Annotated in this window: 26 protein-coding genes; 12 read left to right on the top strand and 14 right to left on the bottom strand. The window is 63.0% G+C overall.

All coding sequences use genetic code 11. The annotated features are described in order from the left end of the window. Positions 1-25: 25 nt before the first annotated feature. Together CIT25_RS32655 and CIT25_RS32650 are read right to left on the bottom strand one after the other, a co-directional pair. A complete protein-coding gene (locus CIT25_RS32655; RefSeq protein WP_095489187.1) occupies positions 26-553 on the bottom strand; it encodes a carboxymuconolactone decarboxylase family protein in 528 nt (175 codons plus the stop codon). A gap of 44 nt (positions 554-597) precedes the next feature. Next, entirely contained in the window at positions 598-1,023 is a 426-nt protein-coding gene (locus tag CIT25_RS32650) for an OsmC family protein (RefSeq protein WP_095489270.1), read from the bottom strand. A gap of 306 nt (positions 1,024-1,329) precedes the next feature. On the opposite strand from CIT25_RS32650, the gene CIT25_RS32645 reads away from it, so the two are divergent. Beyond that, entirely contained in the window at positions 1,330-2,055 is a 726-nt protein-coding gene (locus CIT25_RS32645; RefSeq protein ID WP_095489186.1) for a 3-keto-5-aminohexanoate cleavage protein, read from the top strand. 50 nt (positions 2,056-2,105) lie between these two features. Here CIT25_RS32645 and CIT25_RS32640 read toward each other — a convergent pair whose 3' ends face one another. After that, positions 2,106-2,942 (bottom strand): NAD(P)H-dependent oxidoreductase, encoded by an 837-nt coding sequence (locus CIT25_RS32640; RefSeq protein WP_095489185.1) that lies wholly within the window; start codon positions 2,940-2,942, stop codon positions 2,106-2,108. Positions 2,943-3,035: 93 nt separating this feature from the next. Between CIT25_RS32640 and CIT25_RS32635 the strand changes: the two genes are divergently transcribed. Next, entirely contained in the window at positions 3,036-3,959 is a 924-nt protein-coding gene (locus CIT25_RS32635; RefSeq protein ID WP_095489184.1) for a LysR family transcriptional regulator, read from the top strand. 81 nt (positions 3,960-4,040) lie between these two features. Here CIT25_RS32635 and CIT25_RS32630 read toward each other — a convergent pair whose 3' ends face one another. Next, positions 4,041-4,769, bottom strand: coding sequence for a class I SAM-dependent methyltransferase (locus tag CIT25_RS32630; protein WP_095489183.1), 729 nt, complete (start codon positions 4,767-4,769; stop codon positions 4,041-4,043). A gap of 253 nt (positions 4,770-5,022) precedes the next feature. On the opposite strand from CIT25_RS32630, the gene CIT25_RS32625 reads away from it, so the two are divergent. The 6 genes from CIT25_RS32625 to CIT25_RS32600 all read left to right on the top strand — a co-directional run bounded on the left by CIT25_RS32625 (position 5,023) and on the right by CIT25_RS32600 (position 9,791). After that, positions 5,023-5,544, top strand: coding sequence for an Lrp/AsnC family transcriptional regulator (locus tag CIT25_RS32625; protein WP_095489182.1), 522 nt, complete (start codon positions 5,023-5,025; stop codon positions 5,542-5,544). Then, a complete protein-coding gene (locus CIT25_RS32620) occupies positions 5,541-6,704 on the top strand; it encodes a saccharopine dehydrogenase family protein (protein WP_095489181.1) in 1,164 nt (387 codons plus the stop codon). Before CIT25_RS32625 ends, CIT25_RS32620 begins: the two co-directional genes overlap by 4 nt. Before the next feature lie 109 nt (positions 6,705-6,813). Then, a complete protein-coding gene (locus tag CIT25_RS32615; RefSeq protein ID WP_095489180.1) occupies positions 6,814-7,602 on the top strand; it encodes an ABC transporter substrate-binding protein in 789 nt (262 codons plus the stop codon). An 88-nt stretch (positions 7,603-7,690) separates the two neighbouring features. Continuing rightward, on the top strand, positions 7,691-8,362 hold the full coding sequence (locus tag CIT25_RS32610; RefSeq protein WP_095489179.1) for an amino acid ABC transporter permease: 672 nt from the start codon (positions 7,691-7,693) through the stop codon (positions 8,360-8,362). Further along, the gene (locus CIT25_RS32605) at positions 8,359-9,033 is read left to right on the top strand and encodes an amino acid ABC transporter permease (protein ID WP_095489178.1); all 675 of its coding nucleotides are present in this window, start codon (positions 8,359-8,361) and stop codon (positions 9,031-9,033) included. The genes CIT25_RS32610 and CIT25_RS32605 overlap by 4 nt, the downstream gene beginning before the upstream one ends. 29 nt (positions 9,034-9,062) lie before the next feature. Beyond that, positions 9,063-9,791 (top strand): amino acid ABC transporter ATP-binding protein, encoded by a 729-nt coding sequence (locus tag CIT25_RS32600; protein ID WP_095489269.1) that lies wholly within the window; start codon positions 9,063-9,065, stop codon positions 9,789-9,791. Positions 9,792-9,832: 41 nt separating this feature from the next. Here the strand turns inward: CIT25_RS32600 and CIT25_RS32595 are convergent, their stop codons facing one another. Continuing rightward, a complete protein-coding gene (locus CIT25_RS32595; protein ID WP_095489177.1) occupies positions 9,833-10,834 on the bottom strand; it encodes an NADP-dependent oxidoreductase in 1,002 nt (333 codons plus the stop codon). Positions 10,835-10,942: 108 nt separating this feature from the next. On the opposite strand from CIT25_RS32595, the gene CIT25_RS32590 reads away from it, so the two are divergent. Further along, positions 10,943-11,545: a TetR/AcrR family transcriptional regulator gene (locus CIT25_RS32590; RefSeq protein WP_095489176.1), complete on the top strand. Its 603-nt coding sequence runs from the start codon at positions 10,943-10,945 to the stop codon at positions 11,543-11,545. Beyond that, positions 11,542-12,408, top strand: coding sequence for an alpha/beta fold hydrolase (locus CIT25_RS32585; RefSeq protein ID WP_095489175.1), 867 nt, complete (start codon positions 11,542-11,544; stop codon positions 12,406-12,408). Before CIT25_RS32590 ends, CIT25_RS32585 begins: the two co-directional genes overlap by 4 nt. 197 nt (positions 12,409-12,605) lie before the next feature. Here the strand turns inward: CIT25_RS32585 and CIT25_RS32580 are convergent, their stop codons facing one another. The 4 genes from CIT25_RS32580 to CIT25_RS32565 form a co-directional block, all read right to left on the bottom strand. After that, positions 12,606-13,007 (bottom strand): GFA family protein, encoded by a 402-nt coding sequence (locus CIT25_RS32580; RefSeq protein ID WP_095489174.1) that lies wholly within the window; start codon positions 13,005-13,007, stop codon positions 12,606-12,608. A gap of 25 nt (positions 13,008-13,032) precedes the next feature. Next, positions 13,033-14,091: a Gfo/Idh/MocA family protein gene (locus tag CIT25_RS32575; RefSeq protein WP_095489173.1), complete on the bottom strand. Its 1,059-nt coding sequence runs from the start codon at positions 14,089-14,091 to the stop codon at positions 13,033-13,035. Positions 14,092-14,164: 73 nt separating this feature from the next. Next, positions 14,165-14,950 (bottom strand): ThuA domain-containing protein, encoded by a 786-nt coding sequence (locus CIT25_RS32570; RefSeq protein WP_095489172.1) that lies wholly within the window; start codon positions 14,948-14,950, stop codon positions 14,165-14,167. Positions 14,951-15,186: 236 nt separating this feature from the next. Next, positions 15,187-16,716 carry a DUF2778 domain-containing protein gene (locus CIT25_RS32565; RefSeq protein WP_245330099.1) on the bottom strand — a complete coding sequence of 510 codons (1,530 nt, stop codon included), beginning with the start codon at positions 16,714-16,716 and terminating at the stop codon, positions 15,187-15,189. A 491-nt stretch (positions 16,717-17,207) separates the two neighbouring features. On the opposite strand from CIT25_RS32565, the gene CIT25_RS32560 reads away from it, so the two are divergent. Further along, positions 17,208-17,633 carry a hypothetical protein gene (locus CIT25_RS32560; RefSeq protein WP_095489267.1) on the top strand — a complete coding sequence of 142 codons (426 nt, stop codon included), beginning with the start codon at positions 17,208-17,210 and terminating at the stop codon, positions 17,631-17,633. Between the two features lie 148 nt (positions 17,634-17,781). Here the strand turns inward: CIT25_RS32560 and CIT25_RS32555 are convergent, their stop codons facing one another. Together CIT25_RS32555 and CIT25_RS32550 are read right to left on the bottom strand one after the other, a co-directional pair. After that, positions 17,782-19,221, bottom strand: coding sequence for an FAD-binding oxidoreductase (locus CIT25_RS32555; protein ID WP_095489171.1), 1,440 nt, complete (start codon positions 19,219-19,221; stop codon positions 17,782-17,784). Between the two features lie 398 nt (positions 19,222-19,619). After that, positions 19,620-19,943: a hypothetical protein gene (locus CIT25_RS32550; RefSeq protein WP_126105556.1), complete on the bottom strand. Its 324-nt coding sequence runs from the start codon at positions 19,941-19,943 to the stop codon at positions 19,620-19,622. 281 nt (positions 19,944-20,224) lie between these two features. Between CIT25_RS32550 and CIT25_RS32545 the strand changes: the two genes are divergently transcribed. Then, positions 20,225-20,488 (top strand): hypothetical protein, encoded by a 264-nt coding sequence (locus tag CIT25_RS32545; RefSeq protein ID WP_095489169.1) that lies wholly within the window; start codon positions 20,225-20,227, stop codon positions 20,486-20,488. Positions 20,489-20,801: 313 nt separating this feature from the next. On the opposite strand, the gene CIT25_RS32540 is transcribed toward CIT25_RS32545, so the two are convergent. Genes CIT25_RS32540 through CIT25_RS32530 form a run of 3 tightly spaced genes read right to left on the bottom strand, consistent with a single transcriptional unit; the run spans position 20,802 to position 23,805 of the window. Further along, the gene (locus CIT25_RS32540) at positions 20,802-22,031 is read right to left on the bottom strand and encodes an NAD(P)/FAD-dependent oxidoreductase (protein ID WP_095489168.1); all 1,230 of its coding nucleotides are present in this window, start codon (positions 22,029-22,031) and stop codon (positions 20,802-20,804) included. Continuing rightward, the gene (locus tag CIT25_RS32535) at positions 22,028-22,741 is read right to left on the bottom strand and encodes a methyltransferase domain-containing protein (RefSeq protein ID WP_095489167.1); all 714 of its coding nucleotides are present in this window, start codon (positions 22,739-22,741) and stop codon (positions 22,028-22,030) included. Before CIT25_RS32535 ends, CIT25_RS32540 begins: the two co-directional genes overlap by 4 nt. Continuing rightward, positions 22,738-23,805, bottom strand: a complete 1,068-nt coding sequence (locus CIT25_RS32530) for a type III polyketide synthase (RefSeq protein WP_095489166.1) — start codon at positions 23,803-23,805, stop codon at positions 22,738-22,740. Before CIT25_RS32530 ends, CIT25_RS32535 begins: the two co-directional genes overlap by 4 nt. Between the last annotated feature and the right edge of the window lie 811 nt (positions 23,806-24,616).

Genomic DNA, 24,616 nt, shown 5'->3' with positions numbered 1-24,616 from the left:
GCCCAGCGCGGCGGCTTCGATTGCCTCAGGCCTTCTTGCGGTAAGCCTCGAGCTCCGGATCGAGGTCGACGCTCACCGCTTTGGTGAATACTGTCGTCGCCACCATGATGCCGGCGAAGGCGACCACGTTGACGAGCTGCGGCTCATCGTAGCGGGCCTTCAGTTCGGCCCATATCTCATCGGGAATGGCATTGGCGTCAGTCGCGATGGCCTTGCCGAAGGCAATCAGCAGCGCTTCATCGGCTGTCGGCTCGATGCTGTCGGGATCGAGCCCCATATCGATCAGCGCGCGGCGAAAGAAGGTCACCGGCACCTCGGCCCGGCACGCCGCGGAAATCGTCAGCGAAAACAGCCAGATGGCGCGATCGTCGAGATCCGGTCGCAGCAGGTCGCGCAAGGTGAACCACTCGGCATAGATGCGATGGGCGGCCGGCGAATGCAGCAGGATGCGCTTCATGTTCGTCATCCGGCCGCGCAAGCGCAGTTCCTCGTCGTGCGCCGCACGGATTTCAGGCGAGGCGGTGTCATAGTCGATCGGGGAAATGCGTGCCATGGGCGGCCTCGGAGGATGCGTGAAACTGGGCAATCAGGATGCGATCAGCCGGCGAGCGTGGTGACAAGCTCAGGCGTCTCACGCAGCGTGTTGCTGACCGTGCAGATCGTTTCGGCGTCCTCGACGATCCGCTTTTTCGTGGCCTCGTCGAGATCGCCCGATATGTCGAGTGTGATCGTGAGCTGGCCGATGCGGGAAACGTCGCCCGCCGCCTTTTCGCCGCTCACATCGGCACGGACCTCGCCGAGGCTGGCGGCGACACCCATGCGCGTGGCAGCGATCCGCGCGCTCAGCACCATGCAGGCGGCCACGGAGGCATAGAGAAGGTCGAGCGGATTGAAGCCCGGCGCGCTGACACCGGTCACAACGTCGACCATGCCGCCGGTCGGCGTGGTGACGACGGGCAAGCTGCCCGGCGACAGCACGGCAGCCGCGCCGGTGGTTCGGGTCCTGACCTTGAGCTCACTCATTCGCAAATATCCTTCCGACCGGCCGGGCATGGCGTTGCCCATGCGTGCTCGAGGCCGGATACCGCAGCATCCGCAGACGATCGTCAAGGTGCCCGGTTCAGCGGTGCTGCTTGAGTTCCCCACTATGCGTCAAACACCCATATCTCGCCTGCCAACAAGATCGTGACTGAACAAGATAGAGGCGCATCCTGCCGGATTGCATCGGGTCAGGCCGCATCCGTTTGTCAGGAATGCGCACCGGACCCGATTCCGGTTTTCGGGGGCGTGCGCTAGACTGGTTGCAACCGCAACCGGGCCGCCACCTCCATGATTGTCCAGACCTGCATCAATGGCGCACGCAATGCCGACTTCCACCTGCAACTGCCGCTTGACGCGGAAGCCATGGCGCGCGACGGCGCAGCCTGCGTCGCCGCCGGTGCGGCCGAGCTGCATGTCCATGCACGCGGGCTCGACGGACGCGAAAGCCTCGCGCCTGAGGCTATGGACCCGACCATGCTGGCGCTGCGCCGCGCCTGCCCAGGAACGCTGATCGGCGTATCGACCGGCGCCTGGATCGAGAACAACGATGAGCGCACGCTGGCGGCGATCGCCGGCTGGACCGAGTTGCCCGACTATGCCTCCGTCAATCTGAGCGAGAAGGCCGCGCCCGAGGTCATGCAGGGACTGCGCCAGCGCGGCATCGGCATCGAGGCCGGGCTCGCCTCCGTCACTGATGCCGAGCGCCTGGTCCGGCTCGACCATGGCAGCCAGGTGCTGCGCATCCTGATCGAGATATCGGAGCAGGAACTGGACGTGGCACTGGAGGTCAGCGACGGAATCGCGGCGGTGCTCGACCGCGCCGGGATACGTCGCGCCATCTTGCTGCACGGCGCCGACGCCACGGTGTGGCCGTTCGTGCACCGGGCGGCGGAGCGCAACTGGTCGACGCGTGTCGGGCTGGAAGACGGCAAGCAGCTTCCGGACGGCACTACGGCATCAGGCAACGCCGCACTGACGGCCGCGGCGGTGGCGATCTTCCGGGCCGGTCGCTGATTCCTCCCATAGGTTTCGGGCGCCTTGCCCGATTTTTTCGGGATCTTGCGTCAGGCCACGTCCCGCAAAGTCGAACGCGGCGTCGCCGACTTGGCGGTGGCGCCGGCACGGTCCTCGTGAAGCGCGAAACCCGCGGCGCCCGGATCGCCCAGTTCGGGGCGGAGCTGCATGCTCGGGATGTGATAGTCCCCGCCATTCTGCTGCCGATAGGGAATCGGCCGGGTTGTCTCGAGCGTCCGCATCCTTTCGCGCAGGCGCTCCGCGACAGGCTCGAAATCGGCCTCCCCAAAACGATCCACTCTGTAGACCACGAACGGCGGAAGCACGTCGTAACCCGGATAATAAAGGATCCCGTGATTGATCGGGAACAGCAGGTCGTCGATCGGGCCGTTGACACCGCGGGCGGAGTAATGCTCTTCCCAGCCGCCAGTGGTCACGATCAGCATCGCGCGCTTGCCGGCGAGCGTTCCCTCACCAAAGCGGTCACCCCACCGCTTGTCGCTATGCTCGCCGACGCCATAGGCGAAGCCGTAGGCGTACACCCGATCGACCCAGCCCTTGAGGATCGCCGGCATGGCGTACCACCACAGCGGGAACTGGAGGATCAGCGTGTCGGCCCACAGCAGCTTGTCGACCTCCGCCTTAACGTCATCGGTCAGAGTGTTGGTCGCAAAAGCTTTTTTGGAGGCCCCAGCCGGCAGGAAGCGTGCTTCGGGCGGCCACGACGGAAAATCGGCACGGTCCACCTCGGATTTCCAGCCATCGGCATAGAGGTCCGATATGCGCACCTCGTGGCCCTGGGCCTCGAGTTCCCTGATGGCGACGTCACGCAGTGCGCCGTTGAGCGAACGCGGTTCAGGATGAGCAAAAACAAGCAGGACTTTCATGGGTCAGCTCCGAAGAAGGACAATGAATGCTGAAGGTAGCCAGCCCTGGGGTGATCCGCTATATCTAGGCAATGCATAAGATTATGCCGAATAATGGATAGATCCGATGTGACCCTCGAGCGCATGCGCACCTTCGTTCGCGTCGCCGAGCGCGGCAGCCTCTCGGCGGTGGCGCGCGAGCTCGGAGTTGGGCAGTCGACGGTCACACGGCATCTGCGCGAGCTCGAGGAGGCCATCGGCGTGCCCTTGCTCAGCAGGACCACCCGGCGTGTCACGATGACCGATGAAGGCAGCCGTTACTATGCCGACAGCATCCAGATCCTGCGCCTCGTTGAGCAAGCCGGCGATGAAGCGCGGGGCACGCGTGGCGCGTCGGCCGGCACGATCCGGATATCCTGCACGGCGGCACTCGGGGTCTTGCACATCAGCCAGCTGATCTTCGCCTTTCAGGACCGCTATCCCGACATCGGCATCGATCTCAGCCTCACCGACGAACGCATCGACCTTGTGCGGGAGGGCGTCGACATCGCGCTTCGCCTCGGTCCGCTCACCGACAGCTCGATGAAACTACGGGCGCTCGGGCAGTCCCGGCGTCTGCTGGTGGCCGCGCCAGCCTATCTGGCGGCGCGGGGCAGACCGGCTGGCCCGCAGGATCTGCCTGGTCATGAAGGCATCCGGATGTCGAACATCGCGGGAAGCGACACGCTCGCCCTGCAGGGGCCGGAGGGCGAACGCCATGCGGTGCCTTTTGGCGGCCGATTTCGTGTCGACCATGGACTTGCCGCGCGCGAGGCCCTCATCGCCGGACGCGGTATCGCGCCCGCCCATCACTGGCTTGTCGACGATCTTCTGGGGGCCGGCCGGCTGGAAGTGGTCTTGCCGGACTACGCCCCGCCTCCCGTACCGCTGAGCATGCTGATCGTCCCGGAGCGCGCGGGCATTGCCCGGGTCCGGCTGCTGGTCGACTTTCTCGCCGAGCGGATCGGCGGCATTCCCGGTATCCAGAAGCCGCGTTAATGCCCTCGGTCGGCTGCGGCACTGGCAGAACCCCCGACTTCCGGGATACCGGCCTCGTCAAGGCCGCCACCAAAACGGCGCTCAACGTTGCGCCGCGACAATCAGCATCATCGGCCGCTCCAGTTCGTCGGCAAGATCAGGAGCCTGCGCGACCTGATCGGCCGTTGGGCGCCATTCCTCGACCCGGAGTATGGTGAAACCCGCTTCGATCAGCGCGTTCAGCGTCGTTGCGAGCATGCGATGCTGCTTGAGCACGCCCTTGGCGAGCCAGTCGGTGGTACGCGGACCTTCCACGCTATAGCGATTGACCGGCCACGTCTTGCGGCCGTCGACATCGACCGACCAGCCTGGGTGAGACGGTGCCATGTAGATCGGGTGCTCGATGGTGAAGACGAAGTGCGCGCCTGGAAGGAGCGCATCATGCACTGTCTTCACCAGCCGGTCGAAATCCTCGATGTAGTGGAAGGCAAGCGAGCTGTAGGCGAAGTCGAACGATGCCTGGGGCAGTTCGAGGCGGTCGAGGTCGGCGATGACATAGTCGACATCCGGGTCGCTGGTGTCGGCCCTGGCCCGTTCTATCATGTTGCGGGAAAGGTCCAGCCCAAGGACATGCCTTGCGCCACGCGCCTTTGCCCAGCGGGCAAACCAGCCAAACCCACAACCGAGATCGACAAGGCGCTTGCCGTCGAGATCGGGAAGCAATGCGCGTATTGCCGGCCATTCCGGTGCGCCGTCCAAGCCGTGAACCGAGCGCGCCATCTGGCTGTAACCGGCGAAGAATTCAGGCCTGTCATAGATATTCTGTGCCATTGAGCTTCCGTTTCGGGGCTTGGAGGACCTTTGGTTCAGGTTGAGGCTTAGTGCCGATGGGCGAGACACAGCAAGGGGAAGCCCGTGCCTCGGTAATGTCCACCTGGGCTGCCCGGCTTTGCAAGTTTCCTGCCATCCTGCCTTGTTGACAAGCGGTTGAACGCACTTGCAGTTTCGAAAAATAGTCCCTAGGCTATTTTCATATCAGAAAGAAAACTTCTTCGATAATTCCATTTTATGAAAGCCTAGGCGTTTGCGGGAACATCTCGATCAGACCGACCGGCGACTGGTCAAGCTGCTGTCGCAGGATGCGCAGCTTGGCGTCAATCGCCTCGCCGAGAAGATGGCTGTCTCCGTCCCGACCGTGCGCATGCGGCTGCGCAACCTCTTGGACCGCAACCTGCTCAAGATCGTCGGGCTGCTCAACCTGACCGAGCGCCCCGAGCTGATCTCGGCGATCGTCGGCATCAATGCGCAGGGGCGCGGCCGGGCGCGGGAACTGGCGCAGCGTATCTGCGAGCTGCCTTTCGTGAACTCGGCCTCGGTGGTCACCGGGCGCTTCGACATCATCGTCGACGTGACGGTGGCCGGCGATGTCGCCGACCTCTACCGCGTCACCAGCGAGCTGATCCCCGGCGCGGGCGAGCCGGGCGAAGTCGTGCGCAGCGAGACCTTCGTCGTCATGGCCTCCTGCAACAAATGGGTCAGCCTGCCGGAAGGCTGCTGGTCGGACGAGAACAAGCGCGACGAAACTGGCCGAAAGGAAATGCCATGAAGATCGCGGTTCTCGGCGGCCTCGGCCTGCAAGGCCGGGCGGCGATCGCCGATCTCGTCGCCAGCGCTGGTGTCGAAGAAGTCGTCTGCATCGATACCGCGCCGGATGGGGCAGCCCGACTTGGCGGCCTGACCAACCTTGACCGCGTGCGCTTCGTCGTGCCCGAAGGCGCGATCGGTCCAGTATTGGCGGAGGTGCTGGTGGGTGTCGACGCCGCCATCGACCTGTTGCCGCAGCCGCTGATGCGCGAGGCGGTGCAGGCGGCGATCGCGACGCGCACGCCGCTGGTCACCACCAATTACGGCAAGACGATCGCCGACCTTGCCCCGGCGGCACAAAAGGCCGGCGTCTCGATCATGACCGAATGCGGGCTCGACCCCGGCATCGACCTCGTGCTCTACGCGCGCGCCGCAAAGCAGTTCGACGCCATCACCGCGATCGATTCCTATTGCGGTGGCATCCCCGAGCCGAAGGCGATGGCCAAGCCGCTATGCTACAAGGTGAGCTGGAACTTCGACATGGTTCTGATGAGCCAGAACCGCGACAGCGTGGTGGTCGAGGACGGCCAACGGGTCGAGGTGCCGGCCGGCCGCCAGCACGACAATCCTTTCATCCATCAGATCGAGGTCGAAGGACTGGGCAGCCTAGAAGCCTTCCCCAATGGCGACGCACCGCATTATGCCGGCATGCTTGCCGCCGCCAAGGGGTTGCAGCGCTCCGGCCGCTATTCGCTGCGCTGGCCGGGCTGGTCGGCGTTCTGGGCGCCTCTGAAGGAGCTTGGCTTCCTCTCTGAAGACAAGGTGCCCGGCGTCGGCGCCAGCCCACGCGAATTTCTTGGCCGGCTGCTCGGGCCGCAACTGCAATATGGCGCCGACGAAAAGGACCTTTGCGTGATGCGCAACGTCTTTACCGGCAGTGAAGGCGGCCGCCGCAAGACGGTGACATCGGACCTGATCATCGAACGCGATCTCGCCTCCGGCCTGTTCGGCATGAGCCTCGGCGTCGGCTATCCCGCAAGCATCGTGGCGCAGATGCTGGCGCGGGGCGAAATCACCGAGCCCGGCCTGCTCAACCCGCTGCTGCATGTGCCTGATGGCCGCTTCCTCGACGAATTGGCCCGGCGCGGTATACGGGTATCCGAAACGATCGACTGGGACTGAAGGATTTTCGAACGGTGGCCGCCGCCGGCAACGGCGCTGCCGCTCAAAAAGCACCCCAAGGGGTGGAACAACAAAGTGGAACAACAACGACAACAAGGAGGAATGCCCAATGAAGATTGCCAAGCTTTTCATAGCAGGCCTTGCGCTCGCCGGCCTCACTGCCGCAGCCAGCGCCGGAACGCTCGACGAGATCACCAAGCGCGGCGAGTTGCGCGTCGCCGTGCAGACGCAGGGACCGCCCTTCTCGCTCGTCGGTGCTGCCGGCGAACGCACCGGCAGTTCGGTCGAGCTCGCCGAGCTGATGGCCAAGGAGATGGGCGTCAAGATCACCTTCCTTGACTTCGACTGGGATGGGCTGATCCCGGCACTTTTGTCGGGCAAGGCCGATCTTCTGGTCGCCGACATGACGCCGACGCTGGCGCGTGGCATGAAGGTCGCCTTCACCAAACCTTACATGTATACGGGCAGCACCGTCTTCACCAAGGCTGACAGCAAGTTCAAGACCGCCGAGGACTGCAAGGCCAAGGGCACCAAGATCGCCGTGCTGCTCGGCGCCACCGGCGAGAAGGAAGCCAAGAACGCCTTCCCTGATGCCGACATCAAGAGCTACAAGGGCGGCGGTCCGCTGCTGCTCGACGCCGTCAACAACGGCCAAGCCGATTGCGGCGTCAATGACGTCTCGGCGGTGAAAGGCCAGTCGACCGCCTATCCGGCCGGCAGCTTCACCATCATGCCGGACCTGCTGTCGAAGGAACCGCTTGCCTTCGCCACCCGCTATGACGAGCCGGACCTGCTGGTCTGGATGAACCTGTTCCTCGACCAGGTCAGCGTCGACGGCCGCCTGCAGAAGAACCTCGACTACTGGGTCAATTCCGAAGATTGGAAGAAAGACCACTAAGCAGCGATAGATCCGAGCGGTTTCGCGCGCGCCCCGGCGCCGCGAAGCCGCCCGGAATCCGTTTCGCCCGGGGGAAATCCGTCCAGCGATGCTCGAAAACTTCAGCTTCCGCACCATCGTCGAATATCTGCCCTTGTTCGGGCAGGGCCTCGTCACGACCGTGTGGCTGTCTGTCCTCTCCTTTGCCGGGGCGCTCGCCGTCGGCATTGGGCTCGCCGCCATGAACCTGCAGCGCGGGCGGCTGTTCCGAATCCCGGCCAAAGCCTATATCGACGCGGTGCGCGCCACCCCCTTGCTGGCGCAGCTCTACTTCCTCTATTTCGGCCTGCCGCGGCTCGGCATCATCCTGCCTGAGCTCGTCGTCGGCATCCTCGCTCTGTCGCTGAACAGCGGCGCCTATGTCGCCGAGATCATCCGCGCCGGCATCCTGTCGATCCCGCGCGGTCAGGTCGAGGCCGGCGTCGCTTCGGGGATGACCTATGTCCAGCGCATGCGCCTGGTCATCCTGCCGCAGGCGTTCAAGGTGACGATCCCGCCGCTGCTCGGACAGGCGATCGTTCTGGTCAAGGATTCCGCACTGCTGTCGCTGATCGCGGTCGCCGAGCTGACGCGCGCCGGACAATTGCTCGCCTCCGACCGCTTCATGCCGGCGGAGGGCTTTATCACCATCGCCGCCTTCTACCTCCTGCTCTATTACGGGCTGAAGGGACTGGCGGCGCTGTCCGGGCGCTGGCTCGGCCTAGCGGGGGCACGGACATGATCTGGCAGCAGCTGCAAAGCATCGCCGGCAGCTATCCCCTCGCCCTGCGCGGCCTCGGCATGACCGTGATGCTGTCGCTGATCAGCCTGGTGCTGGGCACGCTGATCGGCTTTGGCCTCGGCATCCTGCGGACCGGCGGCAACCGGCTGATCAGCGGGGCGATCGGCGCCTGGGTCGACCTGATCCGCGGCACGCCGTTCCTGGTGCAGATCTTCCTGATCTTCTTCATCCTGCCGGAACTCGGCATCGAGCTCGACGCCTTCACCGCCGGCATCATCGCGCTGACCAATCTGGCCGCCTGCTTCATCTGCGAGATCGTCGTCGCCGGCATCCGCTCGGTGCCGACCGGCCAGGTCGAGGCGGCGCTGGCGTCCGGCCTGTCGCGCTGGCAGCGCATGCGCCAGGTGGTGCTGCCGCAGGCGATGCGCATCGTGCTGCCGCCGCTGGTCGGGCAGTATGTGCTGCTGATCAAGGATTCTTCGGTCGTTTCAGCCATCGGGCTCACCGACCTCACCCGCGTCGGCTGGCTGGTGGTGCAGCGTGTGCCGAATGGCCTCCTGGTCTTCTTCCTCGTCGGCCTCGGCTATTTCATCGTTTGCTATCCGCTGATCATGCTGGCCCGCCGGCTGGAGCAGCGCATGGGTGCGGCCCATGGCGAGGTGCAGTTATGACGTCGAACCGCAGCAAAAATGGTACCGGCATGATCGAGTTTCGCGGCGTCAACAAATGGTTCGGCACGCTCAATGTGCTGAGGGATATCACGCTCAGCGTCGAGCCGCGCGAAGTGGTCGTCGTCTGCGGCCCGAGCGGCTCGGGCAAGAGCACGCTGATCCGTTGCATCAACGGGCTGGAGACGATCCGCGACGGCGACCTGGTGGTCGACGGACAGCGTCTCGGCGACCCCGCCACCAACATGACGCGGCTGCGCACCGAGATCGGCTTCGTCTTCCAGTCGTTCAACCTTTATCCCCACAAGACGGCGCTTGAGAATGTGACGCTGGCGCCGATCCATGTGCGCAAGATTCCGCGCGCTGAAGCCGAGAAGGCCGGGCGCGAGCTGCTTGCCAAGGTCGGCCTTGCCGACAAGGTCAACGCCTATCCGGCGCAACTCTCCGGCGGTCAGCAGCAGCGTGTGGCGATCGCCCGCTGCCTCGGCATGCGCCCCAAGATCATGCTGTTTGACGAGCCGACCTCGGCGCTCGACCCCGAGATGATCTCGGAAGTGCTCGACGTCATGGTCGCGGTCGCCGAGGAAGGCATGACGATGATGGTGGTGACCCACGAGATGGGCTTTGCCCGCAAGGTCGCCCAGCGCGTGGTGTTCATGGATGCCGGCGCCATCGTCGAGAGCGGCACGCCCGACGAGTTCTTCTCGCACCCCAAGACCGACCGCAGCCGCGCCTTCCTGAGCAAGATCCTGCGGCATTAGGATTGCCGGAAACGAAGATCGTCGCCTGAAGCCTTGCAAAGCTATTTCACCTTGATGACAACCTTGCCCTTGGCGCGGCCCTGCTCGATGTAGGCCAAGGCCTGATTGGTCTGCTCAAACGGGAAGACCCGATCTATGACCGGGCGGATGATGCCCGACTCGACGAGAGACGTGATTTTGGTCAACTGCTCGCCATTGGCCGCCATGAACAGGAACGAATATCGGACATCTGCGCGTTTGGCCCGCCGCCTGATGCCGGCGCTCAAAACGCGCATGACCAAGTTCAGCACCACGTTCAGACCCTTCTCCCTGGCAAACGCAGCGTCGGGCGGACCGGAGATCGAAACGGCGAGACCACCCGGCTTCAACACACGCAGCGACTTTTCGAGGGTCTTGTTGTCCTGGCTGTTCAGGACGACGTCGTAGCCCGAAAGGACTTTCTCGAAGTCATCCTTCTTGTAGTCGATGATGACATCGGCGCCCAGATTCCTGACCATATCCGTGTTGGACGCGCTGGTTGTCGTGGCGACCGTCGCGCCGAGGTGCTTTGCCAATTGAATGGCGAATGTTCCCACTCCGCCGGAACCAGCCTGAATGAAGACCTTCTGTCCTTTCTTCAGCTTCGCCCTTTCAACCAGCGCCTGCCAAGCGGTTAGCCCCACCAGGGGAATGGACGCAGCCTCTTCCATGCTGAGGTTCTTCGGCTTCAGGGCCACGTCCGCATCATTAATGGCGATGTGCTCGGCGAAAGTCCCGACCCGACCGTCGCGTGGTCGCGCATAGACCTCGTCGCCCGGTTTGAACTGTCGGACTTTCGAGCCGACGCGAATGACCGTTCCGGCCACGTCATGGCCTGCAACGAAGGGCCGGCGATATGGCAGAATGAGTTTGAATTCTCCGTCCCTGATCTTGGAGTCCAGCAGATTGAGGCTGGCGGCATGGATCTGCACCAGCACGTCATTCTCCCCTACTTCCGGCTCCGGAACCTCTCCAAGCCGCAGGGGAGCGTTCTTTGCGTATCGATCGACGATGAAGGCCTTCATTGTTGCTTTCCCAAATTGAGGAGACCCGGAGCGACGTGTCCCTATTGCATTACGATCATTTAGTGATAATATGACCGTAATGCAATAGCTGATCGAAGGAGAAAAAACATGCGTTACGAGAAGGGCAGGAAAGACGCATCGCGGCAGCGGATTATGGATGTTGCGACCGAACGGTTTCGTTCCGACGGCATCGCTGCATCAGGTATCGCCGGCATCATGGGCGAAGCGGGGCTGACCAATGGAGCTTTCTATCCCCATTTTCCGTCCAAGGCGGCGCTTGTGCGCGAGAGTGTGGCGGCGGCCCTGGAGGTTCAGGCGACCCAGATTCAAGAGCTGTTGGCCGCCGGCGGCTTGTCAATGGCCATTGACACGTATCTGTCGGCGGAACACCGGGACAATCCCGGCAAAGGTTGCGCTTCAGCCGCGCTGTTACCCGAAATTGCGCGTGAGCCGGCCGATACGCGCCAAGTCTACGCCGAACACCTGCTGAAGCTCGTACGCCAGGTGGCGGCCGAACTCACGCCCGACGCCCGCGATCCCGAAGATGTCGCGTTCGGCGTCTTTGCGACCCTGATCGGCACGCTTGAGCTGTCGCGCGCGGTGAACGGGACCGAACTGTCCGATCGCATTCTTGAGGCTGGCTCGGTGGCGGCGAAGGCGCTGCTCCAGCCCCGCGAGAACGACAAGCCACAAGAAAGGAAACCATCATGAACGTGCATCAGCTATCGCGACCTGCCGCGATCATCAAACACAGGGACGTGCCGACGAAAACGGTCGACGTCGGCGGTACGAAATTCGCCTACCGGGAACTCGGGCCCACAACCGGGGTACCGGTGATCTTTCTTACCCATCTGAGTGCGGTTCTCGACAATTGGGATCCCCGGGTGGTCGATGGCATTGCCGCAAAACGGCGAGTTATTACCTTCGATAACCGTGGTGTTGGCGCATCAGGCGGCTCCACTCCCAACACGGTGGAGGCGATGGCCCGCGACGCGATCGCCTTCATCCGGGCCCTCGGTTTCGAGCAGGTCGATCTTCTCGGCCTATCTCTTGGCGGCTTCATCGCCCAGGCGATTGTTCAGCTGGAACCTGGTCTGGTTCGCAAGATCATCCTCGCCGGAACCGGCCCAGCCGGGGGTGCCGGCATCGACAGGGTGACGTTCGTCACCATCTTCGACATGATCCGCGCCGCGCTGACCATCAAGGATCCAAAGAACTACCTCTTCTTCACCCAAAGCCCCAACGGCAAGAGGGCGGCGCGCGCGTTTCTGCAGCGATTGAAGGAACGGACCAATGACCGCGACAAACCCATCGCGCTCGGCGCCTTCAACCAGCAGCTCAAGGCAGTCCGTGCCTTTGGCCAGGAGCGCCCTGCCGACCTATCGCGTATCCGGCACCCGGTCCTCGTGGTGAATGGCGATCACGACAGAATGGTGCCCACCAGCAATTCCGTCGACCTGGCACGGCGCTTTCCCAATGCCGAGTTGGTCCTGTACGAGGACGGCGGGCATACGGCCATTTTCCAGTATCACGGCGCCTTCGTGGAAAAGGCCCTGGACTTCCTCGAGGCCTAGCGCATCGGCCCGAAAATCGGAATCGATTTTCGGAAAGCACGATGCGCAGATTCAAAAGTGCTAGAGCGTACTTTGTGCGTCCAAGTGGACGCACGTCGCTCTAGCGGCGGCCCACTTGGTCCGATCAATCGGGGGACGACCAGCTGCAAATGCAAATGCAAGGTTGAACGACGCTTAGCCTGCCGTGGCCGGCGTCTTCAGCCGAACGTCGCCAGAGGCTCAGTGCGAACCTCGACCCACTGGCAGCGCCGGCTGTCGTGATAGAAGGACAGGAAGGGCGGCGGGAACGATGGGTCGGCGAAAGCACCCACCGGGATGGCAATCAGACCGGACTGGACATCGATCCGGTAATGGACGGTGGTGCCGCAATCCGGGCAGAAGCTGTAGATGACACGGCCGCCCTCCTCGCCAACACGCGTGAACTCCGCCGATCGCCCCTCGATCGATACTTTGTCCTCGGGAAACCGCGCATTGAAGCTGAACGCGCTGCCCGTGCGCCGCTTGCAGGCCAGGCAATGGCATACGGAGACGCGTACCGGCTCGCCCGAGCAGGTGGCTGACAGCTGACCGCAGGAACATTGGGCGCGGCGCGTGACCATGGCTGGACCCTTTCAGCGTACGACATCAATGGGTTTCGGCACGGGCCCTGAGCTCAGCCCTCTTCTCGTCGGAGACGACGGCAAGGTCGAGCACCTTCTGCAATTCGGCGGCATGGCGGAACGACGGCTCGGCCTGAACGCCAGTGCGCACTGCGTCGACAAAGCGCTGGTAGTTGGTCGGCACCGTTCCGGCATCGAGAACCTGCCATTTGGCGTCCTCGACATTCTCGCCCATGCACGCCTTCAGCTCCGAGCCGTTCAGATTGTGAACGACTTCGATGCCGCCCTTGTCGCCATAGATGCGCAGCCGCAGTTCGTTCAGATGACCGGTTGCCCAGCGGCTGGCATGGACGACGCCGAAGGCGCCGTTGCTGAAATCCAGCGCCATGGTGAAGCTATCATTGGCGTCGAGCTCGTACTCGCCGATCCGGTTGCCGGGCGCCTTGTCAAAGGACCTGAGGCGGCAGAACACATGGTCGACGTCGAGTGCGGCGCCATAGCTGGCGAAATCGAGGATGTGGATGCCGACGTCCCCCAGCACGCCATTGGAGCCGTGGCCGCGTGACAGCCGCCACAGCCATTTCGGATCGGTGCGCCAGTCGCCCCAGAATTTGGAGACCAGCCAGCTCTGCAGATAGGACGCTTCGACGTGCCTGACCTGACCGATCTCGCCGGCAAGCACCATGGCGCGCGCCTTCTGCAGTGCTGCAACGTTGCGGTAGGTCAGGTTGACCATGTTGATGATGCCGGCTTGCTCGGCGGCATCGGCCATTTCGTTAGCCCTCTGGTAATTTTCGGCCAGCGGTTTTTCGCACAGCACCGGCTTGCCCGCCGCGATCAGCATCATGGTGGTCGGATGGTGGATGCGATCCGGCGTCACGTTCGCCACCGCGTCGAACTTGTCCCATGTGAGCGCATCTTCCAGCGAGGTGAAGCGATTGGGGATGCCGTTGGTGTCCGAAAATTCATCGAGGCGCTTGCGGTCGACATCGACAGCGCCGACCAGTTCGACGCCCTCGATCTTACCGAACTGCCTGGCGTGCTCCTCCGCCATCCAGCCGGTGCCGAGTATCAACAGACGCATAATTCTTATCCTTAGGAATGGGCTTTATCTTGTTGTTCGACCGTGGATTTTCCAAGCCAAAGGCTCGGGATTCCTAGCGATAGCCGGCTTCATCGGCGGCGTGGAGTTTTCCGCCGCGCTCGACGATCGGCTCAAGCGCCTTTTCCACCGGCACGTTCGGCGCGTCGAGGATGGCTGGGTTTGACCCCTGCGGGTTGTGCGCCCATTTCACTGCATTGCGCAGCACCTTCTGCACGGTAGCGTCGTGATAGGTCGGATAGGTCTCGTGACCTGGCCTGAAATAGAAAATGTTGCCGGCGCCCCGGCGATAGGTCAGCCCCGACCGGAACACTTCGCCGCCCTGGAACCAGGAGATGAAAACCGTTTCCAGCGGCTCCGGCACGGCGAACTGCTCGCCATACATCTCCTCATTCTCGAGCTCGAAATACTCGCCGATACCGGCAGCGATCGGGTGGTTGGGGCTCGTCACCCAAAGCCGCTCGCGCTCGCCGGCCTCGCGCCATTTCAGCGTGCAGGGCGTGCCCATCAGCGTCTTGAATATCTTCGAGAAATGGCCGGAGTGGAGGACGATCAGCCCCATCCCTTCCCAGACGCGGCGCGCCACACGCTCGACGACCTCGTCGGCGACAGCGCCATGGTCCTTGTGTCCCCACCACAGCAGGACGTCGGTTTGCGCCAGACGATCGGCCGGCAAGCCATGGTCCGGCTGCTCCAGCGTCGCCCATGACACGGAAATTTCGCGATCGAGCTTCAGCGCGTTGGCGATCGTTGCGTGCATGCCCTCGGGGTAAATCCCCGCGACCACCTCATTGGTCCGCTCGTGGATATTCTCGCCCCAAACGACAGCGCGTATAGTCATGGCATCCTCTTTGATCGGTTGAAGCCGCCGCCCCGGCACCTCCAGTCATAGTATCCCTGGACGGGATTGAAAACCTTCGAGATTGGCCGAAATCTCCCCACAGCTTCGTCATCCCGCGGCGGAGCAGGAGCGAAGCGACGTCGAGAAGACCCTGGGATGACGAAGCCATGAAGGACCGCCGCCGCGACGACCTACGCGCCGCGCCCCTTCCGAGGCGACCTGCAGCAGCGGCTTGGTTAGCCGCGCACGACGAGGCGTTTGATCTTGCCCTTCTTGAAGGCGGCGAGGAAGCGGGCATAGTCCTTGAAAACGACGCAGCCGCTCGATTCTCCGCGGCGGCCGCGCAGCAGGTAGGTGTGCGCAAGAAAGCCGTCCCGACCAAATTTGTTCTTGCCGTCGATAGGAGTGAGACGCAGCGCCTCGACGCCATGGAAGCGCGATTCACGCAGCCTCAGATCGTAGGTGTGGGGCGGCGTCGGGCCGGCATTCTTCCGGTTGGCGTAGCGCGGCTGGTCGGCCATCGAGCCCAGTCCCGAATGCGCCTCGAGCCGCGAACCGTCCGGCATATAGACGGTTTTCGCCGAGATGTCGTAGACGGCGACGCCGCTGCCGATGCCGGGCTTGGTGAACAGGTTGCGGAAGGCCCCGCCGCCCGCCGGGCTGTCGGGTTTGGCATAGGCCAGCATGTCTGCGGCCTTCGACCGCTTGGCCGGCTTGACCGGGCTGCCCTGCATGCCCGGGCTGCCTTGCATGCCCTGCTTGGCTTGCATGCCCTGCTTGGCTTGCATACTTGGCATCGCCGCCGGTGACGAACTCCTCGGCGACAAGGCTGGCGCCCGGGGCATCTCGTCCTGCGGAGCGTCGGCGGACTGCGCTTTGTTGGCATTGGATGGCCGAGACTGGGCCTTGGCGGCCTTTGATGACTGGACCTTGGGCGCTTTGGCCTTGGGTGCCTCGACCTTGGGCGCCTCGACCTTGGGCGCCTCGACATGGGGCGCCTCGTCTGACTGGTCGACTTCCGCCCGCGGGCGGAAGGTCGGCAAGGGAACGCTGTCGGGCATCTCGTCCTGCGGCGGCAGCGAGGCCATCTGAACCTCGCCCTCCGGCGGCGCAGCAGTGTCGGCCGTCGCCACCTCCGGCAGCACATCGATCATCTGTTCCGGCAACGCATTCGCCAGCGCGAGCGCCAGACGGGAGGATCGTTCGATCTCAGCGATCTCCGGCCCGAAGCGCACCGCGGCCGGGCCGTTCTGGTCGGGCAGGCGCGCCGGCTCCGCAACGCCCGCGGCCGCCGGCAGGCTGGCAAGCATAGGAGGTGCTGCGTGGGCAAAGGCAGCAGCAAGCTTTTGCGGCGACAGCGCGGCTTTCGCCACCACGCTGTCGAAGCGCGCTTGCGGCGAGATTTCTGCGACAAGCGGCACAATATCCGGCTGCGCCAGCGGTTTGAGACGCGCCGCCTTGCCTTCATGCACGAAGTTCGCGGCGGCCTGTGCGCAACCGGCATCGCATCGGCTGAGCAGCGACGCCTGACGCTGCCGGCTTGCCGGTAACGGCGCCCACGAATTGGCCCATGAATTGGCAAGCGTGCGATCGGCGAGCGCGATGGTGCGCGGCGCGCGCAGGCTTTGCGGAAGACTGTTGGAGGCAGCGGTGAGCGAGGTTCCCACCGAATAGAGGCCGGCCATGGTCGCCACCGACCACAGAGCGACCGCAACGCCAACAACGGGAACCGCGACCCAGCGCAGCCCGGGCCTGATCGAAGTCAATCCAGAGTCAGGATTGTCACCCCGGTTTTTCAAACGCACAAACGCCATACACCAACCTCAATCGGCCTTGCGGCATGCGGGGCTCGCAGCCGTCACAATCACAGTCGCCTGGTGCCCCCTGCACGCTTCGCGTCTGTTGCCGATTGATTCAAAAGATGGACAAACTTGGTTAACCAATCCCTCTACCGATCGCCGATTGGGCGAAGGTCGATAACAAAAAAGCCCCCTCCACGACTAAGAAAATGGCGGGAATGCCCTCCGTATCAGGCTTTGCTGCCCGTTTTTGCCGACCGAGTCAAGAAACCGAAAGGACTAGACCTTGCCTGGGCGGGCGACAGCTGAAGCTTTCTCGGATCAAAAGCGTCGCGTCACGCATAATCGTCTGCGCGCAGGCAGCGTTGCCGGCGCGGCTTTGCATACAGGTAAATTCGATTGTGCTAATATACCTTGGTCATGCACATTTGTGCGCGACCAACAAACGGGAGGATGCGATGGGAACCATGAATCGCAGGTCTGCAATTGCTCTCGGCGTCACCGCCGCCGCGGTAACGCCGCTATTCGCCTTGGCGACGCCTGCAAGGGCCGCCAAGCAATACGGCCCGACGGAGGGCAAGGAGGTTGCGCCCGGCATCAGAGTGGTGGAGGTCGGCACTGGCAACTCCGACATTCCCGCTTACAAGAGCATCTCAATCGTCGATATAGTCTTCCAGCCCGGAGCAGTCTTTCCTGAAACCGTGATGGACAACGACATGGTATGCACGATTGCTGCCGGCGAATTCACGATCAAGAAGGCGGACAAGGAATTCAAACTTAAGGAAGGCGAGATGTACACTTGCGCCAAGGGCAAGACCGACGGTGCCACGAATACAAGTAGCGTGGTCGGCGTGCATCGCATTGCGATCTTGATGCCTGCCTAGACCAATTCCAGGAAAAGTGTGCAACGGTTTCTGCCCGGAATTGCACAAAGAAATAGCCAGAGCGGTTCAGCGAACCGCTCTGGCGCATGACCGAAATGAGGCCCGCGACCTCCGCCGGAGGGGCGGGCCTTGTCATTGCGTGCTTGTCCTATGCGGCGCGCAGGTTTTCCGCCGGCCGCAAATTCTGGTTCATGCGGAACAGGTTCAGCGGGTCGTAGCGCTGCTTGATTTCCAGAAGCCGCCGATAGTTGCCGCCATAGGCTGCTTCGACCCGGTCGACCTCGTCCTCGGGCATGAAGTTCACATAGGCCGTGCCGGCGGCATACGGCCTGATCGCCTCGTAAACACCGCGCGCCCAGTCGATGCAGGCGCGGTCCATTTGCGGTTCGCGCCAGCGGGCGTGGACATTCATGACGAAATGCGCGCTGCGTTGCGGAAACGCCGTTGCATCCGCTGTCACGCGGCCTGCGGCACCGCCGATATGGGCGAAGAATATCTCGCATTCAGGCCCCGGAAGCCTGGGTATCGCGGCCGTGACGACCTCGATCGCGCTGTCGGAAAGCTCGGTGAAGTCATGGCTCTTCCAGTAGTTTCGGGCGCCGGGCGTCAGCAACGGATCGAATGCCTGCTCCCAGCCGGTGAACGGGTTGGGGCCGACCACATCGGCAATCGGTGTGCCGATGGCGCGAAGCCTTTGCGTCGCTTTCTCGCCCTCCTGAAGATCGCCGCAATAGCACATGGCCAGGACCAGCACCTCCTTGCCATGCCATTCGGCCGGCAGGAACGGCAGCGGCGGCGCCTGCCGCATAACCACCCAGCAGGTCAGCTCATTGGGCGCTGCTTCGAGCGCCGCTCGGTATTCCCGCAACACATTTTCGGCATCGGCGAAAGGATGAACGACAAGCCCCGCCAGCACCTGCGGACCAACGTGGTGGAGCTTGAACTCGAAGGCCGTGACGACGCCGAAATTGCCGCCGCCACCGCGCAGCGCCCAGAACAGGTCGGGATTTTCGGTCTGGCTGGCGCGCAACAGCTTGCCGTCGGCCGTAACCACATCGGCGCCGAGAAGATTGTCGATGGTCAGGCCGAATTTCCGCGTGATCCAGCCGAAGCCGCCGCCCAACGTCAGGCCTGAAATGCCGGTGGTCGAGTTGATCCCGATCGGCACTGCCAGTTCGAAGGCCTGTGTTTCCGCGTCGACGTCGGCGAGCGTCGCTCCAGGTTCCACCCATGCCCGCCGCGTCGCTGGATCGACCCGCACCGACTTCATCGGCGACAGATCGATCATCAGGCCGCCATCGCAGACGGCACTGCCGGCGATGTTGTGGCCGCCGCCGCGGACCGCGACAAGAAGCCGGTTTTCCCTGGCAAAATTCACCGAGGCGATGACGTCGGCGGCACCGGCGCAGCGCACGATCAGCCCGGGCCGCCGGTCGATCATGGCATTCCAGATGCTGCGTGCGTCGTCATAGGCGGCGTCGCCTTCCCTCAGCACGGTGCCGCGCAACTGTGCCGAAAGCGCTTCAAGGGCCGCGGCTTCGACCGTCGTCTTGCCGCGTTCAAGCGTGGTGAGGCTCATGCTGTTCATGGCTTTCCTCCCGATTGCTTTTTCTGAGCTGTTTCCCCCCACCCGGTTTTGAAGTGTGCTCTTATATTAGATATCACGCAAGTTCAAAGCCGCTTGCTGGCCGGTCTTGCGGCACGCGGCGGTGGCCGCGCCCAATCGGACGAGATCTGACGCAGGCCGCCGGTTTGCGAGGATGCAGAATGACATTGTTGGCAGCTTGCTAGTCGGCATGCCGCCGGATTTCACCTTCAGCCCGTCCGTGAAGGCGATGGGGCCTAACGGCCCGCCGCCCAGGCGAGGGCGGACTGCACGTCTTCCTCGATCCGGTGCCGCGCTGACGGGCTCACGCCGTCCCCTTCTGCATAGACGATGCTGGGCGAGCCATAGGCCGGCAATTCCGGCCTATGGCGATTTGCCGATCAACACTCTTCGGTAGTCTTCTTCATTTGACCGGGGGCGGCGGTCTTGGTGTCGGTGTCCTGCTGACCAGGAGCGGCCTCTCGCGCGCTGCCGGTCTGCTGGCCAGGTGCGCAATCTTTGGCCGAATTCGGATTCGTGCCGCTGGTGGTGGTCGAGTCAGTTTCCTGATCGGTTGTGGTGGTGGAGTTGGTTCCCTGATCGGTGGTGCTGGGCATGGTTGTGGTCGTCGAGGTTCCGCTCGTCGAGCTTCCGCTTGTCGTCTGGGCAAGTGAAAGCCCGGACGATACTGCCAGCATGACCGACGCCAGAAGGATGCGTTTCATCGTCGTTCTCCTGTTCTGAATGCGCGGGATGCGCTGGAAAACCAACAGTGAGACCGAAGGACTGTTCCTCGACCATGTTCAACTTTTGTAACTCCGGCCTAACGGTCAGCTCTCATTGAGACCAAAGGCCGGAGACTAAAGGCCCGGCAAAAAGCCCGTCGGCAGGCCAAACCGACATGGCTGCTGGATCGACGTGAAACGATCCCGCCGGTTCGGCCGAGGAACTACGCAGCGGTCCGCGGAGTTAGGCATGTGATCCACATAAGCACAGGAGAGCTCTGATGGCACCGCGCAGAAAATCCGACGATCCGTCCGAAGGCCCGACAATCGAACAGCAGGATTGGGACGCGATCAAAGGCGGCAAAATTCTACCAGACAGCGTGCCGGGAAACGGCGACATCCGTTATGACCTCGAGAAAGAGGGTGAACTGCCCGAGGAAGACGACGACAATCCGTACCAGGACAGCGACGAGGCGCTGCCGGACGATGAGGAGGAACGCGCTCTCGCGCGTAATCCTTCGAAACAAGACATCGACGAGCCATGACGGCAGCATTTAATAGGCCCGGCTAGCCCGCCCGGTTCGGGTGCGCTCCAAATTCCGTGAAAATTCTGCAGCGACAGAAAAGGCCCCGCGGGGAGGAAGCGCGGGGCCTTTGTCCGAATGCCGTCCGAACGGCCTTCATAGTCGCTGGAGTAGAACGACTGCGCTTCCAACCGTGGCGGGCGGATGTTGTTCCATCGAAACCGAAAAAAAGACGGTGCCCGTTTGTTGTTTGCGCCAGCATTGCTGCCGCAGAGCTAACGCTTGTCGAGGACGCTGTGGCACTTGGTTTGCGCCTGACGCGTCGCACCACTTGTCAGACAAAGCCGGGAACCGGCTTTGTCTTGCCGCTTAGTTGCGCGCCCAATGTCAGTGTCTGCGGGAAATTCCGGACAATTGCCGCCATCAAGGTGGCGCTGCCGGGGCGAAGGGCAACTCCGGCAAGTGCTGCAGCGGCGTGGACCCGTGTCGAAAACAGTCTTTTCCAGGCCGCCTCATAGCGTCTGCCGGCAGCCTCGCGCCCCACCCGGCCGCTTGGCGCGCATGCGAGTTCGCAAGCCAGCAGCCAGCCGGACTGAAGCGCCATCGAGATGCCCTCGGCGATAACAGGATGAGACTCTCCGGCTGCATTGCCGACGCGGAAGATGTCCCGTTCGTAGCAGGAGCGAATGCCCGGCCGGATCGGGCCTGCGGCAAGCCACGGACCGTCGCGGTGAGCTGCCCCAAGGGCATCCCTGACACCCCGGCACGATTCCATCAGATGGCGGGAGATCGCATCGGCGGCCGATACATGGCTGTGGTTTGGGCCACGGTGTTTACGCAACCGCGCCAGCATATCGCGCCGAATGCAGCACGAGATCGACAACCGGCCATGATCCGCCGAGACCATGCCGCCATAACCGCCCGGAAACGCCAGCAGAGGCATCAAATCAGGCGCCAGGGACGACCCGGCGAAATGCGCCTTGAAGCCGAGCAGGTCCGAGGGGCGGTTGCTCTTTCCGGGCTGGCTGGGCAGCGGTCCTGGTTCCCAGGAGCCGTGTGCGGCGACAATCACCGAGGCACGTAACATCGACGTTTCGTCTCCGGCTTGAATTCGCACCATTTGCACCTCGCCATCCCGCTCGATGGCGACGGCGCGGCAAGGCTGAAATATCTCGACGCCCGCCGATCGCGCCGCCTGCAAAAGCAGACAGTCGAGAATGTCCCGGCCAAGCGCCCGGCCGAAACCATCGTTTGCAGCGGGCCGATCTTTTGCACGGGGCCCATTTTTTGCAGGAGGCATGGGCGCCTCGACACTAGCTTCGCCGGAAAAGAAGCCGACGCGGCGGATTTCGGGGCCGGCATTGGCACGCCAGGCATCGCCGATCTCCAGCTGGTCCAGAAGCGCAAGATTGCTTGCCGATATATATTCGCCGCAGACCTTGCGGCGCGGGAACGCGCTCTTCTCCACGATAGCCACGGCCCACCCGCGCCGGGCCAGCGTGAGCGCGACGGACGTGCCCGCCGGGCCGGCGCCTATGATGATCGCGTCATGGGTCCGCGTCATAGGTCATCACCGGCGCTGGCACCGACGAAAATGTGGGAAAAAAGGCCGGCGCGCCGTTCCTCGACCGGTTTGCCTTTTGCCGCAAGCCAGAGACCGGAAAGCTCATTGCCGCGAAAGCCGCCACGCACGCTTTGAGCGGCGTCGTTTCGTGTGACATCATTGGCGCCGATTGCCGGGAGAAGACGGGTAGCGGCCAGCGCCAGTTTTGCCCGCAATGGCTCTGTCGCCAACAGCAGCGGGGCCTTCGGCGCCATCAGCGAAAACAGGCGCACGAGTTCGGCATCGTCGAAATGATGCAGAAACAGATTGACGGTGATCGCGTCGAACCGCCTGCCCTCATTCTTTCTTGCCCAGTCGAAGACATCGGCGGTGATGCCTTCGGCCGTCCACCCCAGCCTGTCGAAATCACCACGCAATTGCGCGGTGATGAGGTCGACGCGGTCGAGCATCACCAGTTCGACCCCAGGCCATTGCCCGGCCATGCGCCGCGCTACCGCCAGCATGAAGGAGCCATCGCCGGCGCCGATCTCCAGAATCCGGCGTGGCGGCTTTGGCACAAATTTCCCGAGCAGCGACGCCATGATCTTTGCCTGAAACATCAGCGCGTTGATGTGACGAAGGTCGCGGCGCGTGGCAAGCGCTCGCGGATCGTCGGCCGCAAGTCCGTCAAGGATTTCCGGCGCAAGCTTACGGTGCTCCAGGCCACTCATGACACGGTTCGAAAAAGCATGGTTTCGGCCGTCAGCCCGGGTCCGAACGACATGCCGCAGCCGAGCAGGCCCGGCGGCGCCTTCAGCATCTCCTTCATCACGAACATGACGGTCGCTGACGACATGTTTCCGTATCGGCGCAACACCTCGCGCGATGGCTCCAGCGCGGTGGGCGCGAGTTTCAGAGCCCTTTCGACGGCGTCGAGAACCGACCGTCCACCCGGGTGCACGGCCCAAAGGTCGACCGCTTCCGCTGTCCGGCCGCTGAGGATGGCGTCCTGGTTGCTCCGCAACGCTTCATGAATCGCTGCGGGGACCTGGCCGGAAAGAACCATCTCGAAGCCGTGGTCGCGAATGCTCCAGCTCATCAGGTCACGCCGCTCACGCGCCACGATACAATGAAAGCTCTCGAGCTCGACGCCGGCCGGCTCTGCGGTGACGAGCGCGGCCGCGCAGCCGTCGCCCCAGAGGCAGAACGACAGCAGCTTTTCCAGTTCGGTCGTTTCGCGCAGATGCAGCGTGCAGAGTTCGATATTGACCAGGAGGACCTTGGCGCGAGGGTCGGAGCGGACGATGTGGCGGGCAAGCTTGAGACCGTTGATCGCCGCGTAGCATCCCATGAAACCAATCATCGTGCGTTCGACCCTGTCCGGCAGGCCGCATCGCGCAACCAGATCCAGGTCGATGCCCGGCGCCGAAAAACCGGTGCAGGTAGTAACGACGAGATGAGTGATGCGGCGAGCGTCATCGCCAAGCTCCAATCCGTCGACGCCTTTTTGCGCCAGAACAGGCGCGGCATCTCCGAACATTGCCATTCTCTCGGCCGTTCCAGGAAAGGCGCCCCGGATAAAAGTCCCAGCCAGATCTGCTGATGGTCCTTCGGGGTCGCCAGCGGGTGCAAAGCAGGAATAGCGGCGCTCGATGCCGGCGAGATCAGCCATGCGTTCGAAAATTCTTCGGCGATCGGCCACAAGCATGGAGGCCGCGAAACGCAGATAGAATTGATGAACCTCGTGCTCCGGCACCGCTGTCGCGATCCGGTTGATATAGGCTTTGGCCGGCATATTCTGTCTCCTCGGCGTATGCACGGTGTAACGTGAGGCCACCGCCGGAGGGTCTTTGCTCACCAAGGATGGAGCGTTGTTCGATAAACGTTTCCGAAAACTGATTTCATCCCGAGATTCGGCACACGCTGTTGCAAAGCGATGCTGCGGTTCGCCGGCACTAGCAATATAGGCTCCATCGCCGAGGCGTCGACGGGAGAGCCCGCGCTTCTGGCAGATGCGAGCCGCGGGCCGAGGCGCCTTGCGTCCGGCACCCACCGGGCACCGTCTTTTTCCTGCATCGACGGAACATTAGCGCATACTAACAGTTGTAGGATGACAGCGGGTATCTCCCGGATATTGGCTGCTGGATCGGGGCCCGTACCCCGGTCGGCCCGCGCTCCTCCAGAGGCGCGGGCCTCCCGGTCCTGAGGGCGGCTATTGGAACAAGAATGCCGAGCAGGCGTTCCACAAATTATGTCCAGCTGCCCGGGATTCGCGGAAAAGACAAAGGAGAGCTGTCATGAACAATATCATCTGGCTGGTTGGGGCCGTCGTTATCGTAATAGCGATACTCAGCTTCCTTGGCCTTCGTTAACATTCGCCTTTAGCGAAAAGGCGACGCAGGACTAAGTAGTCACTTGGATCTACTCCGAAACCCATACCGCAGCGCTAGCTGACGCCGCTGTGTCACGCGTTTTCCTGCTGCAAGTGTTCCGATTCCAATCGCCCGATCGTTTAAGCAAAGCACGATGTTGATCTGCGCACGCCAGCAATTGCGTCGCATCGGTCCGCTGGGGGTTGCGAACTCTCGAAGCCGGTCGCCAAATTG

The organism is Mesorhizobium mediterraneum (assembly GCF_002284565.1).
GTDB classification, from domain to species: Bacteria; Pseudomonadota; Alphaproteobacteria; order Rhizobiales; family Rhizobiaceae; genus Mesorhizobium; species Mesorhizobium mediterraneum.
Note: the sequence above shows the minus strand (reverse complement) of the source record. Positions and strands in the feature narration are given on the sequence as shown.

What these genes read in the sequence shown, in the direction of transcription:
- CIT25_RS32655 (WP_095489187.1), bottom strand. Translation starts at nt 553, where the DNA reads ATGGCACGCATTTCCCCGATCGACTATGACACCGCCTCGCCTGAAATC.
- CIT25_RS32650 (WP_095489270.1), bottom strand. Translation starts at nt 1,023, where the DNA reads ATGAGTGAGCTCAAGGTCAGGACCCGAACCACCGGCGCGGCTGCCGTG.
- CIT25_RS32645 (WP_095489186.1), top strand. Translation starts at nt 1,330, where the DNA reads ATGATTGTCCAGACCTGCATCAATGGCGCACGCAATGCCGACTTCCAC.
- CIT25_RS32640 (WP_095489185.1), bottom strand. Translation starts at nt 2,942, where the DNA reads ATGAAAGTCCTGCTTGTTTTTGCTCATCCTGAACCGCGTTCGCTCAAC.
- CIT25_RS32635 (WP_095489184.1), top strand. Translation starts at nt 3,036, where the DNA reads ATGGATAGATCCGATGTGACCCTCGAGCGCATGCGCACCTTCGTTCGC.
- CIT25_RS32630 (WP_095489183.1), bottom strand. Translation starts at nt 4,769, where the DNA reads ATGGCACAGAATATCTATGACAGGCCTGAATTCTTCGCCGGTTACAGC.
- CIT25_RS32620 (WP_095489181.1), top strand. Translation starts at nt 5,541, where the DNA reads ATGAAGATCGCGGTTCTCGGCGGCCTCGGCCTGCAAGGCCGGGCGGCG.
- CIT25_RS32615 (WP_095489180.1), top strand. Translation starts at nt 6,814, where the DNA reads ATGAAGATTGCCAAGCTTTTCATAGCAGGCCTTGCGCTCGCCGGCCTC.
- CIT25_RS32610 (WP_095489179.1), top strand. Translation starts at nt 7,691, where the DNA reads ATGCTCGAAAACTTCAGCTTCCGCACCATCGTCGAATATCTGCCCTTG.
- CIT25_RS32605 (WP_095489178.1), top strand. Translation starts at nt 8,359, where the DNA reads ATGATCTGGCAGCAGCTGCAAAGCATCGCCGGCAGCTATCCCCTCGCC.
- CIT25_RS32600 (WP_095489269.1), top strand. Translation starts at nt 9,063, where the DNA reads ATGATCGAGTTTCGCGGCGTCAACAAATGGTTCGGCACGCTCAATGTG.
- CIT25_RS32595 (WP_095489177.1), bottom strand. Translation starts at nt 10,834, where the DNA reads ATGAAGGCCTTCATCGTCGATCGATACGCAAAGAACGCTCCCCTGCGG.
- CIT25_RS32590 (WP_095489176.1), top strand. Translation starts at nt 10,943, where the DNA reads ATGCGTTACGAGAAGGGCAGGAAAGACGCATCGCGGCAGCGGATTATG.
- CIT25_RS32585 (WP_095489175.1), top strand. Translation starts at nt 11,542, where the DNA reads ATGAACGTGCATCAGCTATCGCGACCTGCCGCGATCATCAAACACAGG.
- CIT25_RS32580 (WP_095489174.1), bottom strand. Translation starts at nt 13,007, where the DNA reads ATGGTCACGCGCCGCGCCCAATGTTCCTGCGGTCAGCTGTCAGCCACC.
- CIT25_RS32575 (WP_095489173.1), bottom strand. Translation starts at nt 14,091, where the DNA reads ATGCGTCTGTTGATACTCGGCACCGGCTGGATGGCGGAGGAGCACGCC.
- CIT25_RS32570 (WP_095489172.1), bottom strand. Translation starts at nt 14,950, where the DNA reads ATGACTATACGCGCTGTCGTTTGGGGCGAGAATATCCACGAGCGGACC.
- CIT25_RS32560 (WP_095489267.1), top strand. Translation starts at nt 17,208, where the DNA reads ATGGGAACCATGAATCGCAGGTCTGCAATTGCTCTCGGCGTCACCGCC.
- CIT25_RS32555 (WP_095489171.1), bottom strand. Translation starts at nt 19,221, where the DNA reads ATGAACAGCATGAGCCTCACCACGCTTGAACGCGGCAAGACGACGGTC.
- CIT25_RS32550 (WP_126105556.1), bottom strand. Translation starts at nt 19,943, where the DNA reads ATGAAACGCATCCTTCTGGCGTCGGTCATGCTGGCAGTATCGTCCGGG.
- CIT25_RS32545 (WP_095489169.1), top strand. Translation starts at nt 20,225, where the DNA reads ATGGCACCGCGCAGAAAATCCGACGATCCGTCCGAAGGCCCGACAATC.
- CIT25_RS32540 (WP_095489168.1), bottom strand. Translation starts at nt 22,031, where the DNA reads ATGACGCGGACCCATGACGCGATCATCATAGGCGCCGGCCCGGCGGGC.
- CIT25_RS32535 (WP_095489167.1), bottom strand. Translation starts at nt 22,741, where the DNA reads ATGAGTGGCCTGGAGCACCGTAAGCTTGCGCCGGAAATCCTTGACGGA.
- CIT25_RS32530 (WP_095489166.1), bottom strand. Translation starts at nt 23,805, where the DNA reads ATGCCGGCCAAAGCCTATATCAACCGGATCGCGACAGCGGTGCCGGAG.